Below are 15052 nucleotides of genomic sequence, written 5' to 3'. Positions count from 1 at the left end.
TGACTCGAACGGGGCGGGCGAATAAAGCCGCCCTAAGTGTCTGTCAGCGGCCTTAGGTTACCGAGCCGTTCCCGCGTCGCCGCACCCGACCCTCCCCAACGGGCCGTGTTCGTTCCTCGGAGCCCCGTCGCATCACCCGCATCACTCGCGTCACCCGCCACAAGTGACTCACGAGTCACTTTGGACTCCCACTCGTCCGCCATTCACATAAGACCCCCGCGTAAGGCCCCCGCGTAAGACCCCGCGCATCCGCTCGCAAATCTTCCGTGAAGGAAATCGCGATCGCCCACGAAATTGATCACGGGCTGATCCGGTGGCTCCCGGCGATTGCGAGTGATCAATTCCGGAAACGGCGCGGAAGTGACTCCGGGCACCGAACGGAGTAGCGGAAGTCGCACACTTGGAACCAGACATATGTGGACGTTCGTCTACGCTGAAGGGCCTCCGGATGTGTGTAACGTACGCGTTTCACCTCCCCCGGAGAGCCGCTCCGACCTGCGAATACCTTCTTCCGCTCGGCCTCCGCAGCACGTTCCTGTTGCTGTTGTCAAGCCCCGAGATATGCCCTGACCTGCGAAAACGCCATTCAGAACCCGCAGTTTCCGTGTTACCCTGGATAGCCACGGAAGGGGTACCTGTCACATGACGTTCAAGGTTGGCGACACCGTGGTCTATCCCCATCACGGGGCCGCGCTGATCGAGGCTATCGAAACTCGCCAGATCAAAGGCGTGGACAAGACCTACTTGGTGCTGAAGGTCGCCCAGGGTGACCTGACGGTACGTGTGCCAGCGGACAATGCGGAGTTCGTCGGCGTGCGTGATGTGGTCGGTCAGGACGGGCTGGACCGGGTCTTCGAGGTGCTGCGCGCGCCGTACGCCGAGGAGCCCACGAACTGGTCCCGTCGTTACAAGGCAAATCTGGAGAAGCTCGCCTCCGGCGATGTCATCAAGGTCGCGGAAGTCGTGCGTGACCTGTGGCGTCGTGAGCGTGAGCGCGGACTTTCCGCAGGTGAGAAGCGCATGCTCGCCAAGGCCCGCCAGATCCTGGTGAGCGAGCTCGCCCTCGCGGAGAACACGAACGAGGACAAGGCCGAGGCCCTGCTCGACGAGGTCCTCGCGTCCTGACGACGCCCGCTGCCGCCAGGTCAGCACATTGAATGCCGCGGTGCCCGATGACGTATTTCTGTCGCCGGGCGCTGCGGCATGTCTGTGCCCCGACACCGCGCGGAGGCCGGAGCGGGGTCCGAGGTCCCCGATACTTGGCGTGCCGGGCCCGGGCAGCAGGCTCGACCGGTGTCACGGAAGGGTCCGGTCAAGGCGTCGCGCCCGGCACGCTGTCTGTCGTACCCACCTTGGCCGAGCACACAAACCTGACAGGAACCGATGTCTGACGATTCGCGCCCTTCGCCCTCGACAGCCGGGACGGAAGCCCGTACGGCCGTCGTGATCCCGGCCGCCGGCCGGGGCGTACGACTCGGCCCGGGCGCCCCCAAGGCGCTCCGCGCGCTCAACGGCACTCCGATGCTGATTCACGCGGTCCGGGCGATGGCGGCCTCCCGCGCGGTGTCCCTGGTCGTCGTCGTGGCCCCGCCCGACGGCGCCGGAGAGGTCAAGAGCCTCCTCGACGCCCACGCCCTCCCCGAGCGCACCGACTTCCTGGTCGTCCCCGGCGGCAAGGAACGCCAGGACTCCGTGAAGGCCGGCCTGGACGCCCTGCCGCCGGACTACGACATCGTCCTCGTCCATGACGCCGCCCGCCCGCTCGTCCCCGTGGACACGGTCGACGCCGTCATCGAGGCCGTACGGGAGGGCGCACCGGCCGTCGTGCCCGCGCTGCCCCTCGCCGACACCGTCAAGGAGGTCGAGCCGGCCCCGGTCGCCGGTGACCCCGAGCCCGTCGTCGCCACCCCCTCCCGCGCGCGCCTCCGTGCCGTCCAGACACCCCAGGGCTTCGACCGAGCGACCCTCGTCCGCGCCCACGAGACGGTCATCGACGACGTCACGGACGACGCCAGCATGGTTGAGCGGCTCGGCCTCACGGTCGTGGTCGTCCCCGGCCACGAGGAGGCCTTCAAGGTGACCCGCCCGCTGGACCTGGTCCTGGCCGAGGCGGTCCTGGCGCGCAGGAGGCTCAACGATGGCTTCTGACAACCACGTGTTGCCCCAGGTCGGCATCGGCACCGACATCCACGCCTTCGAGGAGGGCCGCGAGCTGTGGTGCGCCGGCCTGAAGTGGGAGGGCGAGGGTCCGGGGCTCGCCGGGCACTCCGACGCCGACGTCGTCGCCCACGCGGCGTGCAACGCGCTGTTCTCGGCGGCGGGGCTCGGTGACCTGGGCCAGCACTTCGGTACGGGGCGGCCCGAGTGGTCGGGTGCCTCCGGGATCACCTTGTTGACGGAGGCCGCCCGGATCGTGCGCGAGGCGGGCTTCCGGATCGGCAACATCGCCGTACAGGTCGTGGGCCCCCGCCCGAAGATCGGCAAGCGCCGCGACGAGGCCCAGAAGCTGCTGTCGGAGGCGGCCGGAGCACCGGTGTCGGTGTCCGGGGCGACAACGGACGGACTCGGCTTCCCCGGCAGGGGTGAAGGGCTCATGGCCGTGGCCACCGCACTGGTCGTGAGAACCGCAGACTGACTGTTATCCACAACCGTCCGATGCACCCGGCATCGCCTACTACCCTTGGACTCGTGACTATTCGGCTGTACGACACCAGCGCCCGGCAGATCCGTGACTTCGCCCCGCTCACACCGGGTTGTGTCTCGATCTACCTCTGTGGTGCCACCGTGCAGGCCGCACCGCACATCGGGCACATCCGCTCGGGGCTGAACTTCGACATCCTGCGCCGCTGGTTCGAGTACCGCGGCTACGACGTCACGTTCATTCGCAACGTCACCGACATCGACGACAAGATCATCGCCAAGTCGCACGACCAGGGCCGCCCCTGGTGGTCGATCGGCTACGAGAACGAGCGGGCCTTCAACGACGGCTACCAGGCCCTCGGCTGCCTCCCGCCGACCTACGAGCCGCGGGCCACCGGGCACGTCCCCGAGATGATCGAGATGATGCGCGGTCTCATCGAGCGCGGTCACGCGTACGAGGCGGACGGCAACGTCTACTTCGACGTGCGCTCCTTCCCGGGCTACCTCCAGCTGTCCAACCAGGAACTGGACAACCTGCTCCAGCCCTCCGCGGACGGCGAGACCGGCAAGCGGGACTCCCGGGACTTCGCGCTGTGGAAGGCGACCAAGCCGGGCGAGCCCGACTGGGAGACGCCGTGGGGCCGGGGCCGTCCCGGCTGGCACCTGGAGTGCTCGGCGATGGCCCACAAGTACCTGGGCTCCGCCTTCGACATCCACGGCGGCGGCCTCGACCTGATCTTCCCGCACCACGAGAACGAGATCGCCCAGGCCAAGGCCTACGGCGACGACTTCGCCGCGTACTGGGTGCACAACGCCTGGGTCACCATGAGCGGCGAGAAGATGTCGAAGTCGCTCGGCAACAGCGTGCTCGTCAGCGAGATGGTCAAGGCGTGGCGGCCCATCGTGCTGCGCTACTACCTCGGCACCCCGCACTACCGCTCGATGATCGAGTACAGCGAGGAGGCCCTGCGCGAGGCCGAGTCGGCGTTCGCGCGCATCGAGGGCTTCGTGCAGCGCGTCGTCGAGAAGGCCGGGGGAGTCGTCGAGCCCTCCGCCGAGGTCCCGCCCGCCTTCGCCGAGGCCATGGACGACGACCTGGGCGTCCCGCAGGCGCTCGCCGTCGTCCACACCACGGTCCGGCAGGGCAACAGCGCGCTGGCCGCCGACGACAAGGAAGCGGCCGTGGCCCGTCTCGCCGAGGTCCGCGCCATGCTCGGCGTCCTCGGCCTCGACCCGCTCGACGCCCACTGGGCCGGCGAGGAGAGCCGCGGCGAGGATCTGCACGGCGTGGTCGACAGCCTCGTACGACTCGTCCTCGACCAGCGTGAGTCGGCTCGTGGCCGGAAGGACTGGGCGACCGCGGACGCCATCCGTGACCAGCTCAACCAGTCCGGTCTGGCCATCGAGGACGGTCCGCAGGGGCCGCGCTGGACGCTCGGTCCGCGCTAGGCCGCTCTCCTGGCCGTTTCCCCGTCGATTCCTTGATCGATTGTGCCGCCCGGCCCTCCGGGCGGCACACTGCATAGACGAACGTATTCATCTCACTGGAGAACAGGTAGGTCATGGCCGCCAACAACCGCCGCATGTCCGGCAAGAAGGGCGCGCAGGTCGGCAGTGGCGGCCAGCGACGCAAGGGTCTCGAGGGCAAGGGTCCGACCCCGCCCGCCGAGATGCGCAAGAAGCACAAGGCGAACCGCATCGCGAACGCCAAGGCCAAGCAGGCCGCGCGCCGTCCCGCGCCGCGCGGCCGGGGCGGCAAGGGCACGTCCGAGATGGTCGTCGGCCGCAACCCGGTCGTCGAGGCGCTGCGCGAGGGCGTGCCGGCGTCGACCCTCTACGTCCAGCAGTTCATCGACAACGACGAGCGGGTGCGTGAGGCGCTCCAGCTCGCGGCCGAGCGCGGCGGCATCAACCTCATGGAGGCGCCGCGCCCCGAGCTCGACCGTATGACCAACGGGCTCAACCACCAGGGCCTGGTCCTCCAGGTCCCGCCGTACGAGTACGCGCACCCCGAGGACCTTGTGAGCGCCGCGTACGACGAGGGCGAGGACCCGCTGATCGTCGCGCTGGACGGGGTGACCGACCCGCGCAACCTGGGCGCCGTCGTCCGTTCCGTCTCCGCCTTCGGCGGCCACGGCGTGGTCGTGCCCGAGCGGCGCGCGGCCGGGATGACCGCCGGTGCCTGGAAGACGTCCGCCGGTACGGCCGCCCGCACCCCCGTCGCCCGCGCCACCAACCTGACGCGCGCCCTGGAGGCGTACAAGAAGGCCGGCATCGCCGTCGTCGGCCTCGCCGCCGACGGAGAGCACGAGATCGGCGACCTGGAGGCCCTCGGCGGCCCGGTCGTCATCGTCGTCGGCAGCGAGGGCAAGGGCCTGTCCCGACTGGTGGGCGAGACCTGCGACTTCCGGGTGCGGATTCCGATGCCGGGCGGCGCGGAGTCTCTGAACGCCGGTGTGGCGGCGGGGGTTGTGCTGTACGAGGCGGCTCGTCGGCGGGCCTGAGCAGGCTTGTTGGTGTTCTGAGCAGGCTTGACGGGGTCCGGACACATCCGGGCGGTCAAAGCAGTGTCCTAAACACACGTCACTCGGTTAGATGAGTGTGGACACCAGAACACCCCGCACACCCACGGGGGACCGCTCGTCGGGATTCGATTCCGGATTCGACGACGCTCCCGCGCTGAGCATGGTGAAGGTGCCGAGCGATCCGGCGCAGGTCATCGTCAATCACGCCAGCTTCCGCGTGCAGTTGGGCGCGTCGACGAGACGTGCCGCCCAATCCCCGCGGATCGCCCGGCACTTGAGCGCCGCCGAGGACACCGCCCGGATGCCCGCCGTGGGAGCCGGGGCCGGTGGCACGGCCCGGCGCCGGCCCGTCGTCTGGAGCGGCAAGTCCGCCCCCGACGACACCGGCGCCCACCGCCTGCTCCAGGCCGTCCGCGGCGGCGTCCGCCCGGCCGACGAGACGGCCGCCGACGCCGGAGCCACCCAGGTCATCCCTCGAATCGACGTCTACGACGACGAGTTGGCGCAGACCGTGGAGACGCCCGTCGTCGGCGCCCAGCGCACCCACGAACCGCTCCTGCCCGGCATGCGCCCCGTCGGCAGTGCCTACGACGAGGAACTCGCCTACGGCGACGAGGAGTTCGGCGACCCCTCCCGGCCCGACGAGACCGGCGCCCCCACCCGGCGCCACGGCGTCGACCCCGCGCGGCACGCCTACTACCCGGGCCGCCGGATGAACCTGGGCGTCGTCCTCCTCCCGCTGCGCATCTTCCTCGGCTTCATCTCCATCTACGCCGGCATGGGCAAGCTCTGCGACCCCGTCTACTTCGACGGCGGCAAGCGCGGCTCCATGGTCAAGTGGCTCAACACCCTGCACCCGTGGGAAGTCGCCGAGCCGCTGCGCCAGTTCGCCCTCCACCACCCCGTCGGCTCCGGCCTCGTCATCGCCTTCCTCCAGGTCATCGTGGGTGTCCTCACGATCCTGGGCTGCTGGCAGCGGGTCGCCGCCGCGGTCGGCGCGCTGCTCTCCGCCGCGCTGCTGCTCACCGTCAGCTGGAAGAGCGTCCCCGCCTACGACGCGCCCGACATCATCTACCTCGCCGCCTGGTCCCCGCTGATCATCGCGGGCGCGCCCGTCTACTCCATCGACGGCCGCCTCGCGGGCAGCGCCTGGCGTCGCCTCGGACCCCGCTCCGACCTGTGGGAGCTGCGCCGCTACGTACTGCGCCGCGGCGCCCTCATCACGGCCGTCGTCGCCGGGCTCACCCTGCTGATCGGCTCGCTGCTGGGCGGTGCGGTCCGCGACGCCGACCGGGTCATCGTCCCCGGCCCCGGCGAGGCCCCTCGCAACGAACTCCCCGGCTCCCCGCTCCCGCAGGAACCCGGCAAGCACAAGAAGACCCCGTCGGCCTCCACGTCCCCGACGCAGGGCGCCACGTCGGGCGCGGCGACCCCGTCCGGCGCGGCGACCACCCCGGGCGCCACCCGGGACGCCGGCACCACCCCCAGCCAGACCCAGGGCACCGTCCAGGAGCCGCCCCAGCAGTCCTCGCCGACCGGCGGCGCCCCCAGCACCAGCTCGGGCCCGACCGGCGGCAGCGGCTCCACGGGCGGCACCGGCGGTTCAAGCGGCGGCTCGGACACCGGAGGCTCCTCCGGCGAACCGGGCCTGGTGGGCGGCCTGTTGGGGTAGCTGAGCCGGTGGGCGGCATTCTCGGCCAGTCGCCCACCGGCTGATTCCAAAGACGCCAGAAGGGCCCCGCACGAGCTTCGTACGGGGCCCTTCTGCTGTCCGCGTCTGCTGTCCGCGTTCGCTGCCCGTGCTGCTACCGTCCCAGCGCCGCCAGCTCCTTGGCCGCCTCCGTCAGATCCTTCGCGGTGTCGATGGCCCGCCAGTAGGCCCCCTGCGGAATCGGATACCCCGCGAGCCGCCGCTCCCGGGCCAGCCGCGGGAACGTGGACCGCTCGTGATCCCCCCGCTCGGGCAGCATCTCGGCGAACCCGGGCGAGAAGACGTACACGCCCGCGTTGATCTCGTACGCCGTCGGCGGTGACTCGATGAAGTCCGTGACGTGCCCGAACCCGTCCGTCTGGACGGCCCCCCAGGGAATCCGCGGCCGGGCCAGCGCGAGCGTCGCCACCGCGTCGCGCTCGGTGTGGAAGTCCGCCATGTCCCGCAGCGAGAACCGGGTCCAGATGTCACCGTTCGTCGCGTACCAGGGCCGGTCGGGGTACGGAAGGTGAGAAGCCGCGTACTTGAGTCCGCCGCCGCGCCCCAGCGGCTCCGTCTCGACGACCGTCGACGCGTTCAGCGGCAGATCGGCCGACGCCAGCCACTCCTGGAGCACGTCGGCGAGGTGGCCACAGCTGACCACGACGTCCGTCACACCCTCCTCGGCGAGCCAGGCGAGCTGATGGCCGATGATCGGTGTCCCCGTGCCGGGGATCTCGACCATCGGCTTGGGCCGGTCGTCGGTGTACGGACGCAGCCGGGACCCCTGGCCACCTGCCAGGACCACGGCTTGAACAGGACGGGACGCGGCGTTGGGATCGGTCATGGCCGAACCCTAGCCGCGTCCCGTTTCCGGCTTTCGCGTGACCGGGCCCCAGGGCCTGATCCACCGGACTGGCCCTAGTTGTGGGCTGCCGCCACCCCCGTGGCGAAGGACGTGTCGCAGACCGGGCGGGCGTATGACTGGGCGCGCGTCGGGCCGTACACGCGGACCGCTGCGCGGCCGAGGGCGCGGGCGATGGAGACGCAGTGCTTGGCGAGCGAGGGGCGGCCGTTCACGGCCTCCTGGAGGTGGGTGAGGGCGATGCCCGGGTCCTTCTCCTGGAGCTCCGTCAGGAGCTTGTCCCGGAGGATCTCCTGGGGTGCCCGGGCCTTGGCCTTGGAGGAGGCGCCGGCCGCCGAGACGTCGGAGGCGGTGAGCACCGAGCCCGAGGGATCCCCCGACCAGTCGACTCGGGTGACCGCGAGGGTCCCGGAGAGCACCAGGACGACGGGCAGGACAAGGGCGAGCGTACGGCCGATACGGCGGGCGGGGCCCCGGCCGCGTCGCGTCTGTTGGTTAGTGGAGTGCTTCACGCGTGTGAGGGTAGCGCGGGGTGATGATTTGGCGACATTTAGTCACCGGTTCGGGGGATGAACTGGTGCCTCGAATTGGGTAAGGCGTTGACGCACGCTGCTCGAAATGACCGGTCTGCCGGGGTATTTGTCGACAGTTTTTCGAATGCGAGAAGGGCCCCGCAGCAGGCTGCGGGGCCCTTCTCGTCAACCTGGGTGAATTACCCGGGATGTACTGCCTGTGGGTCGGTCGTCAGGCGTCCGTCGGCGGTCTCAGTCGGAGAGGCGCGCACCCGTGGAGGTCGAGAACACGTGGGTCTCGCCCGAGCGCGGCACGACGTGCAGCGTGCTGCCCTTCTCCGGGACGTCACGGCCGCTGACGCGGACGACGAGGTCCTTGGAGTCGTCGCCGAGCTTGGCGGTGCCGTAGACGTACGCGTCGGCGCCGAGCTCCTCGACCACGTTCACGGTGACCGCGAGACCCTTGTCCGAGTCCGCGCCGGCGACCTCGAAGTGCTCGGGGCGGACGCCGACGGTCACGGTCTTGTCGGTGATGCCGGAGATGGCGTCACGCTGGACCGGGACGACGCTGTTGCCGAACTTCACACCGCCGTCGGTGATCGGGACCTCGACCAGGTTCATCGCGGGGGAGCCGATGAAGCCGGCGACGAAGAGGTTGGCCGGGCGGTCGTACATGTTGCGCGGGGTGTCGACCTGCTGGAGCAGACCGTCCTTGAGGACCGCCACGCGGTCGCCCATCGTCATGGCCTCGACCTGGTCGTGGGTGACGTAGACGGTGGTGATGCCGAGGCGGCGCTGGAGCGAGGCGATCTGCGTACGGGTGGAGACACGGAGCTTGGCGTCGAGGTTCGACAGCGGCTCGTCCATGAGGAACACCTGGGGCTCACGCACGATGGCGCGGCCCATGGCGACACGCTGGCGCTGACCACCGGAGAGCGCCTTCGGCTTGCGGCCCAGGTACTCGGTGAGGTCGAGGATCTTCGCCGCGTCCTCGACCTTCTGCTTGATCTCGGCCTTCGGGACGCCGGCGATCTTGAGCGCGAAGCCCATGTTGTCGGCGACGGTCATGTGCGGGTACAGCGCGTAGTTCTGGAACACCATGGCGATGTCCCGGTCCTTCGGCGGGAGGTGCGTGACGTCGCGGTCACCGATGCGGATCGCACCGCCGTTGACGTCCTCGAGCCCCGCCAGCATGCGGAGCGAGGTGGACTTGCCACAGCCGGACGGACCGACCAGGACGAGGAACTCGCCGTCCTCGATGTGGATGTCGAGCCCGTCGACAGCGGGCTTCTCGGTGCCCGGGTAGATCCGGGTCGCCTTGTCGAACGAAACAGTGGCCATGGTGATGGGCCCCCTTCTACCGGCAGGAACGTGCCGGACGATCCGTTGTAGGAAGGTGGTGGTGTAGTCCACACAGGTGAACTGGGTCAGGACGGTACCCGGCGTTCACCCGTATGTCAGTACCTGGGCGACTGTGAACTTCGCGGAAATTTTCGAAGGGGGCAGAGCCACGCACTTTTGACCTCGCTGGATGCTTCCTGCTTCATCGCCCACTGCCGACCACACACAGCCCTGGTGAGCTGTGCCTGGCCGGTCTCACGCGGACTCCACAGGCATTCCGGCCGACGGCCCGTCGGTCCGTACCGCGCCAGCCGCCTCTACGCGACTGCCAACAACCGCATCCCCTCGTCCCGGAGATTCACGGCCGCATTCACATCACGGTCATGGAGCACACCGCACTCGGCGCACGTCCACTCCCGGATCTTGACGTCCATCCTCGGCCCCATCGCATGACAGGCCGAACAGCGCCGAGTGGAGGGGAAGAAGCGGCCTACGACCACCAGCTCACGGCCGTACCACTCGCACTTGTACGTCAGCTGCCGCACCAGCTCACCCCAGCTGGCATCGATGATCGCCTGATTCAGCTTCGCTTTCCGGCGCCGCCCCTTGCCATGCGCCGCACGCATGAGGGTCTGCACAGACAAGTCCTCCACCACGATCACTTGGTTCTCGCGAACGAGGCGGGTCGTGAACTTGTCCAACATGTCCCTGCGAACGTCACCGATGAGCGCATAGAGGTGCGCGATCCGCTGTCTGACCTTCCCCCGGCTCTTCGACCCCATCACCTTCTTGTGCAGCTCCCGCTGCAACCGAGCCAGCTTCTCGGCGTACTTCTTCAACAGCCGCGGATGATCAACTTTCGTGCCGTCGTCCAAGGTGACGAGTGACGCCAACCCCAGATCCAGACCGACCACCTTCGGCTCCCGCGTACCCGGCACGAACACCGGAGCCAGCGGCGCTATTCGCTCCTCCACCAACGTCGACACGAAAAACCGACCCGCCCGATCCCGCGTCACCGACAACCGCACCGGAACTGCCCCGACAGGCAGAGCCCTGGACCAGCGGATGTCCAACGGCTGCGACTGCTTGGCGAGCTTGACCAACCCCGTCCCCGGACGCTCCGGGTCCTCGACCCACGTGAAGCCGGTTCTCACATACGTCGCCGAGTCACGCGACCGACCCTTCTTCTTCCGCTTCGGATACTTCGCCTCGCCCTTGAAGAACCGCTGGTACGCCTGGTCCAGATGCCGCAGAGACTGCTGGAGGACTGTCGACGACACGTCCTTCAACCACGCCGTCTCCTCCACCCGCTTCCAGCCCGTCAGAGCCCGACACGTCTCCGCGAACCCCACATTCACCAGGTATCGCTCCCACGCCCCCGACCGCAGCGCCAGCCCCTCGTTGTAGACCCACCGACACGCACCGAACGTCCGCTGCAACTGCTCCGCCTGCTCCTCGGTCGGATAGAAGCGAAAGCGGTAGAGGCGGTGGCGCGTGTCCGGGTCCTTGGTGTGGGACTTCAGCGGAGTCGCCTTGCGGGCGTGGTGCTTCTGCCGGTCGCCGATGCTTAGGACCTCCCGCTTGATGCGCTTGGCCTCCGCTTCCCCCATGAAACCCCCGACCATCTGATCTTCGGAAGAGCACGTCAGATCGATCAACGAACGGGTGCACGGTTGGTTACGCACACTTTTTGGGTCGTGCGGAGTGGAGAACCTCGTGGCTGAAGGAAATGCGCCCTGTGTACAGTGGAGCCGCCCTCGCGCGTGGCGTTGTAGTGCGCGGTGCCTCCTTAGCTCAGCTGGAACGAGCAGCTCACTTGTAATGAGCAGGTCGTCGGTTCGAATCCGACAGGGGGCTCAACAAAAGCCCAGGTTAGCCCCAAGCTGACCTGGGCTTTTGCGCACTCGAACCCTCAGTGCCGCCCCGCCACCAAGTCAGCCACCCGCGCCAACCGCGAGGACTCTGCCCCGTTCGAGGCCATCTCCCGCCGATCCGCCGCCCGATACGTCGCGTACATCCCCTGTACCCCCAGCCACCGCAACGGCTCCGGCTCCCACTTGCGCACCCGGTGCCCCACCCACGGCAGCTCCGTCAGCTCGGTCTTCCCGCCCTGCCCGGAGTCGAGCTGTACGAGGTCCCGCAGGGTCCGGGCGGCGAGGTTCGTGGTCGCGACGCCCGAGCCGACGTAACCGCCCGCCCAGCCGAGCCCCGTCGCGCGGTCCAGCGTGACCGTGGCGCACCAGTCGCGCGGCACGCCCAGCACCCCCGACCAGGCGTGCTCGACCCGCACCCCCGCGAGCGAGGGGAAGAACCGCACGAGGATCTCCCGCAGCGCGTCGATCGTCGCGTCCTGGGTCCGCCCGTCGTTGTCCGTCCTGGAGCCGAAGCGGTAGGGCACTCCGCGCCCGCCGAGCGCGATCCGTCCGTCCTCCGTCCGCTGGGCGTACATGTACGCGTGCGCCATGTCCCCGAGCGCCTCCCGTCCGCCCCAGCCGACCGTCTCCCACTGCTCGTCGGTCAGCGGCTCGGTGACGACCATGGAGGAGTTCATCGGCAGCCAGGTCCGCCGCTGCCCCTTGAGGTTCGCGGTGAAGCCCTCGGTGCAGCGCAGGACATAGGGCGCGCGGACGGTGCCGTACGGCGTGACCGCGTGCCGGGGCCGGATCTCCGTCACCGGCGTCCGCTCATGGATGACGACCCCGAGCGCCTCGGCCGCCGCCGCGAGCCCCTTGACCAGCTTCACGGGGTGCACGCGCGCGCCGTGCGGCGTCCACGACGACCCGACCGCGTCCGCGACCCGGATCCGCTCGGCGGTCTCACGGGCGCCGTAGAGCTCGCGGTCCGTCTCGCCGTACGACAGCTCGTGCGCGTGGAACTCCTTCAGCCGCGCCAACTGGGCGGGCGTGGTGGCGACTTCGAGCACCCCGCCCTTGTGGATCCCGGCGTCGATGCCCTCTTCCCCGGCGGCGCGCACGACCTCGTCGACGGTGTCGTTCATGGCCTTCTGGAGGCGTACGGCGGCCTCGTGACCGTGCAGCTTCGCGTACCGGTCCCGGCCCGCGATGCCGTTGTAGAGCCAGCCGCCGTTGCGGCCGGAGGCGCCGTAGCCGCAGAACTTCTGCTCCAGGACGGTGATCCGGAGGGAGGGGGCCGCCTTCTTCAGGTAGTACGCGGTCCACAGTCCCGTGTATCCGCCCCCGACGATCACGACGTCCGCGGTGGCGTCCCCGGTGAGGGGCTCCCGCACGTCCGGGAGGCCGTCGTCCGCGTACCAGAAGGAGATGCCGCCGTTCACGACAGCGCGTTCCGAGCTGCTCATGCCCGGACGCTAACCCGTCACCGCACCCGCTGTCTCCTTCGGATTTCGTGGTCTTGCACGCCCCCTGACCAGCGGATAACACCCGAACCCGATCAGTACGGAGGTGAAGTGCCCCAGATCGGTGAAGGTCCGCCCGGTCACCAACGGCACCCCGTACACGACGAGCACGGCCATCCCGTACGGATACCGCCACCACGCCGGAATCCGGTACACGAGCACCGCGATCACCCCGGCCAGCGCGTAACTCACCCCGATGTCGAGGGTGTTGACCGCCGACTCGGGCGCCATCCCGTGCCGGATGCCCCACAGCAGCGCACCCTCGCTGATCAGCGTGGCCAGCACATGCGCGGCCGCGCACACCCCGAGCCAGCGGGCGGTACCGAGCCAGCGCTCGGCGGGCGCGTGGAAGACGGAGTAGAGCACGGCATACGGCAGCCAGCGCCCGCCGTCGATCCACAGCGCGCTGGAGACCAGCACCCGGACCGGATTGCTGGACAGCTCATGGATGTTGGTGGACCGCTGCCGCAGGAACTCGTCCTCGAACTCCGGCGACATGCGGTGCAGGGCGACGGTCGTCACGAACAGGATCCCCAGCCAGACGTATGTGCCGGGGGCGCCGCGGACGTACATCCACACCCTGTGGACACCCCGACGAATTCGCATGCCCCGATTCACGCACGTCGGTAGGGTCCCCGGCGTGATCGACATCCCGGAGGAACTGGCCGCGACGCAGGCGGAGTACCAGGGCGAGGCCGGGCGCGCCTTCATATCCGGACTCCCGAACCTGGCCGCCGACTTCCTGCACCGCTGGGACCTGCGCCTCGACGGACCGTCCATGTACGGCATGTGCGCCCTCGTCCTGCCCGTCACCCGCGCCGACGGCACACGGGCCGTGCTGAAGCTCCAGCTCCTCGACGAGGAGACCGCTGGCGAGCCGGTCGCGCTGCGCGCCTGGAACGGCGACGGCGCCGTCCGCCTCCTCGCCCACGACGACACCACCGGCACGATGCTGCTCGAACGCCTGGACGCGGCAAGGGCGTTGACCCATCTTCCCGACACCCGCGAGGCTGTCCTGGTCATCGCCCGCCTCCTGGCCCACCTGACGGCGGTACCGGCCCCGAAGGGCCTGCGCCACCTGAGGGACATCGCGCACGGCATGCTGAACCGCGCCCCCGAAGCCCTGCCCCACGTGCCCGACCCGGCCGACCGCGCCCTCCTCAAGGACTGCGCGGCCGCACTGCGCGAGGTGGCGGACGAACCCGGCGACCGTCTCCTGCACTGGGACCTGCACTACGACAACGTCCTCGCCGCCGACCGCGCCCCCTGGCTCGCCATCGACCCGAAACCCCTCGCGGGCGACCCCGGCTTCGACCTCTTCCCCGCCCTCAAGAACCGCTTCGACCCCACCGAGACCCGCCGCCGCTTCGACGCCATGACGGACGTCCTGGGCCTCGACCGCGCACGCGCGCGTGCCTGGACCCTGGCCCGGGTCCTCCAGAACTCCCTGTGGGACATCGAGGACGGCCGGCCCCTGGAGCCGGAGACCCTGGCCATCGCCCGCCACCTGAAAGGCACCCCCACCGCATGATCCGCACCGCCACCCCCGCCGACATCCCCGTCATCCACACCCTGATCCGCGAACTCGCCGCCTACGAGAAGGCCCCGGAGGAGGCGAAGGCCACGCCGCAACAACTCCACGAGGCGCTGTTCGGCGAGCACCCGGCCGCCTACGCCCATGTCGCCCAGGACGACACGACCGGCGAGGTCGTCGGCTACGCGGTCTGGTTTCTGAACTTCTCCACCTGGCGAGGCGTCCACGGCATCTACCTGGAGGACCTCTACGTCCGCCCCACCGCCCGTGGCGCGGGCCACGGCAAGGCCCTCCTGACCGAACTGGCCCGCCTCTGCGCCGAGCGCGGCTACCAGCGCCTGGAGTGGTCCGTCCTCGACTGGAACGCCCCCTCCATCGCCTTCTACGAGTCCCTCGGCGCCCGCCCGCAGGACGGCTGGACGGTGTACCGGCTGACGGACGAGCCGTTGGCGGCGTTGGGTGCGCGGGCATGAAAAAAACCAGGTCGGGCCGGGTCCGACCGGGGTTTTCGCGGAGCGTGCTGTCGGTTTCGAAGTGTGTTGGCCTGGTGGTGGCCCCTCCGTGGTGTT

General features: G+C 69.5%; 14 protein-coding genes and 1 tRNA gene. 9 read left to right on the top strand and 6 right to left on the bottom strand.

Going from position 1 to position 15052, the window contains the following annotated elements; genetic code table 11:
- Positions 1–642: 642 nt before the first annotated feature.
- The 6 genes from ABZ928_RS48325 to ABZ928_RS48300 all read left to right on the top strand — a co-directional run bounded on the left by ABZ928_RS48325 (position 643) and on the right by ABZ928_RS48300 (position 6837).
- Positions 643–1125, top strand: a complete 483-nt coding sequence (locus ABZ928_RS48325; protein WP_003953493.1) for a CarD family transcriptional regulator — start codon at positions 643–645, stop codon at positions 1123–1125.
- Between the two features lie 258 nt (positions 1126–1383).
- A complete protein-coding gene (gene ispD / locus ABZ928_RS48320; protein ID WP_361534911.1) occupies positions 1384–2148 on the top strand; it encodes a 2-C-methyl-D-erythritol 4-phosphate cytidylyltransferase in 765 nt (254 codons plus the stop codon).
- Positions 2138–2635, top strand: a complete 498-nt coding sequence (gene ispF / locus ABZ928_RS48315) for a 2-C-methyl-D-erythritol 2,4-cyclodiphosphate synthase (protein ID WP_361534908.1) — start codon at positions 2138–2140, stop codon at positions 2633–2635. Before ispD ends, ispF begins: the two co-directional genes overlap by 11 nt.
- Before the next feature lie 53 nt (positions 2636–2688).
- On the top strand, positions 2689–4089 hold the full coding sequence (gene cysS / locus ABZ928_RS48310; protein WP_361534905.1) for a cysteine--tRNA ligase: 1401 nt from the start codon (positions 2689–2691) through the stop codon (positions 4087–4089).
- Between the two features lie 113 nt (positions 4090–4202).
- The gene (rlmB, locus tag ABZ928_RS48305) at positions 4203–5144 is read left to right on the top strand and encodes a 23S rRNA (guanosine(2251)-2'-O)-methyltransferase RlmB (RefSeq protein WP_361534902.1); all 942 of its coding nucleotides are present in this window, start codon (positions 4203–4205) and stop codon (positions 5142–5144) included.
- A 91-nt stretch (positions 5145–5235) separates the two neighbouring features.
- Positions 5236–6837 (top strand): DoxX family membrane protein, encoded by a 1602-nt coding sequence (locus ABZ928_RS48300; RefSeq protein ID WP_361534899.1) that lies wholly within the window; start codon positions 5236–5238, stop codon positions 6835–6837.
- A gap of 133 nt (positions 6838–6970) precedes the next feature.
- Here ABZ928_RS48300 and ABZ928_RS48295 read toward each other — a convergent pair whose 3' ends face one another.
- From ABZ928_RS48295 to ABZ928_RS48280, 4 genes are all read right to left on the bottom strand, one after another.
- The gene (locus tag ABZ928_RS48295; RefSeq protein ID WP_361534896.1) at positions 6971–7702 is read right to left on the bottom strand and encodes a nucleotidyltransferase family protein; all 732 of its coding nucleotides are present in this window, start codon (positions 7700–7702) and stop codon (positions 6971–6973) included.
- A gap of 74 nt (positions 7703–7776) precedes the next feature.
- On the bottom strand, positions 7777–8232 hold the full coding sequence (locus ABZ928_RS48290) for a hypothetical protein (RefSeq protein ID WP_361534893.1): 456 nt from the start codon (positions 8230–8232) through the stop codon (positions 7777–7779).
- A 252-nt stretch (positions 8233–8484) separates the two neighbouring features.
- Complete coding sequence (gene ugpC, locus ABZ928_RS48285; protein WP_361534891.1) at positions 8485–9573, bottom strand: sn-glycerol-3-phosphate ABC transporter ATP-binding protein UgpC; 1089 nt, start codon at positions 9571–9573, stop codon at positions 8485–8487.
- Between the two features lie 317 nt (positions 9574–9890).
- A complete protein-coding gene (locus tag ABZ928_RS48280; protein ID WP_361534888.1) occupies positions 9891–11183 on the bottom strand; it encodes an RNA-guided endonuclease TnpB family protein in 1293 nt (430 codons plus the stop codon).
- A gap of 173 nt (positions 11184–11356) precedes the next feature.
- Between ABZ928_RS48280 and ABZ928_RS48275 the strand changes: the two genes are divergently transcribed.
- Positions 11357–11430: transfer RNA gene (locus ABZ928_RS48275), tRNA-Thr, on the top strand.
- A 55-nt stretch (positions 11431–11485) separates the two neighbouring features.
- On the opposite strand, the gene ABZ928_RS48270 is transcribed toward ABZ928_RS48275, so the two are convergent.
- Positions 11486–12892 (bottom strand): FAD-dependent oxidoreductase, encoded by a 1407-nt coding sequence (locus ABZ928_RS48270; RefSeq protein WP_361534885.1) that lies wholly within the window; start codon positions 12890–12892, stop codon positions 11486–11488.
- A gap of 9 nt (positions 12893–12901) precedes the next feature.
- Positions 12902–13555: a rhomboid-like protein gene (locus ABZ928_RS48265; protein WP_361534882.1), complete on the bottom strand. Its 654-nt coding sequence runs from the start codon at positions 13553–13555 to the stop codon at positions 12902–12904.
- On the opposite strand from ABZ928_RS48265, the gene ABZ928_RS48260 reads away from it, so the two are divergent.
- Both ABZ928_RS48260 and ABZ928_RS48255 read left to right on the top strand, forming a co-directional pair.
- On the top strand, positions 13554–14480 hold the full coding sequence (locus ABZ928_RS48260; protein WP_361534879.1) for an aminoglycoside phosphotransferase family protein: 927 nt from the start codon (positions 13554–13556) through the stop codon (positions 14478–14480). The two genes, ABZ928_RS48265 and ABZ928_RS48260, sit on opposite strands and share 2 nt — an antisense overlap.
- Complete coding sequence (locus ABZ928_RS48255) at positions 14477–14956, top strand: GNAT family N-acetyltransferase (protein ID WP_361534876.1); 480 nt, start codon at positions 14477–14479, stop codon at positions 14954–14956. Before ABZ928_RS48260 ends, ABZ928_RS48255 begins: the two co-directional genes overlap by 4 nt.
- Positions 14957–15052 lie beyond the last annotated feature (96 nt).

The organism is Streptomyces sp. NPDC046909 (assembly GCF_040644695.1).
Taxonomy (GTDB): Bacteria; Actinomycetota; Actinomycetes; order Streptomycetales; family Streptomycetaceae; genus Streptomyces.
Note: the sequence above shows the minus strand (reverse complement) of the source record. Positions and strands in the feature narration are given on the sequence as shown.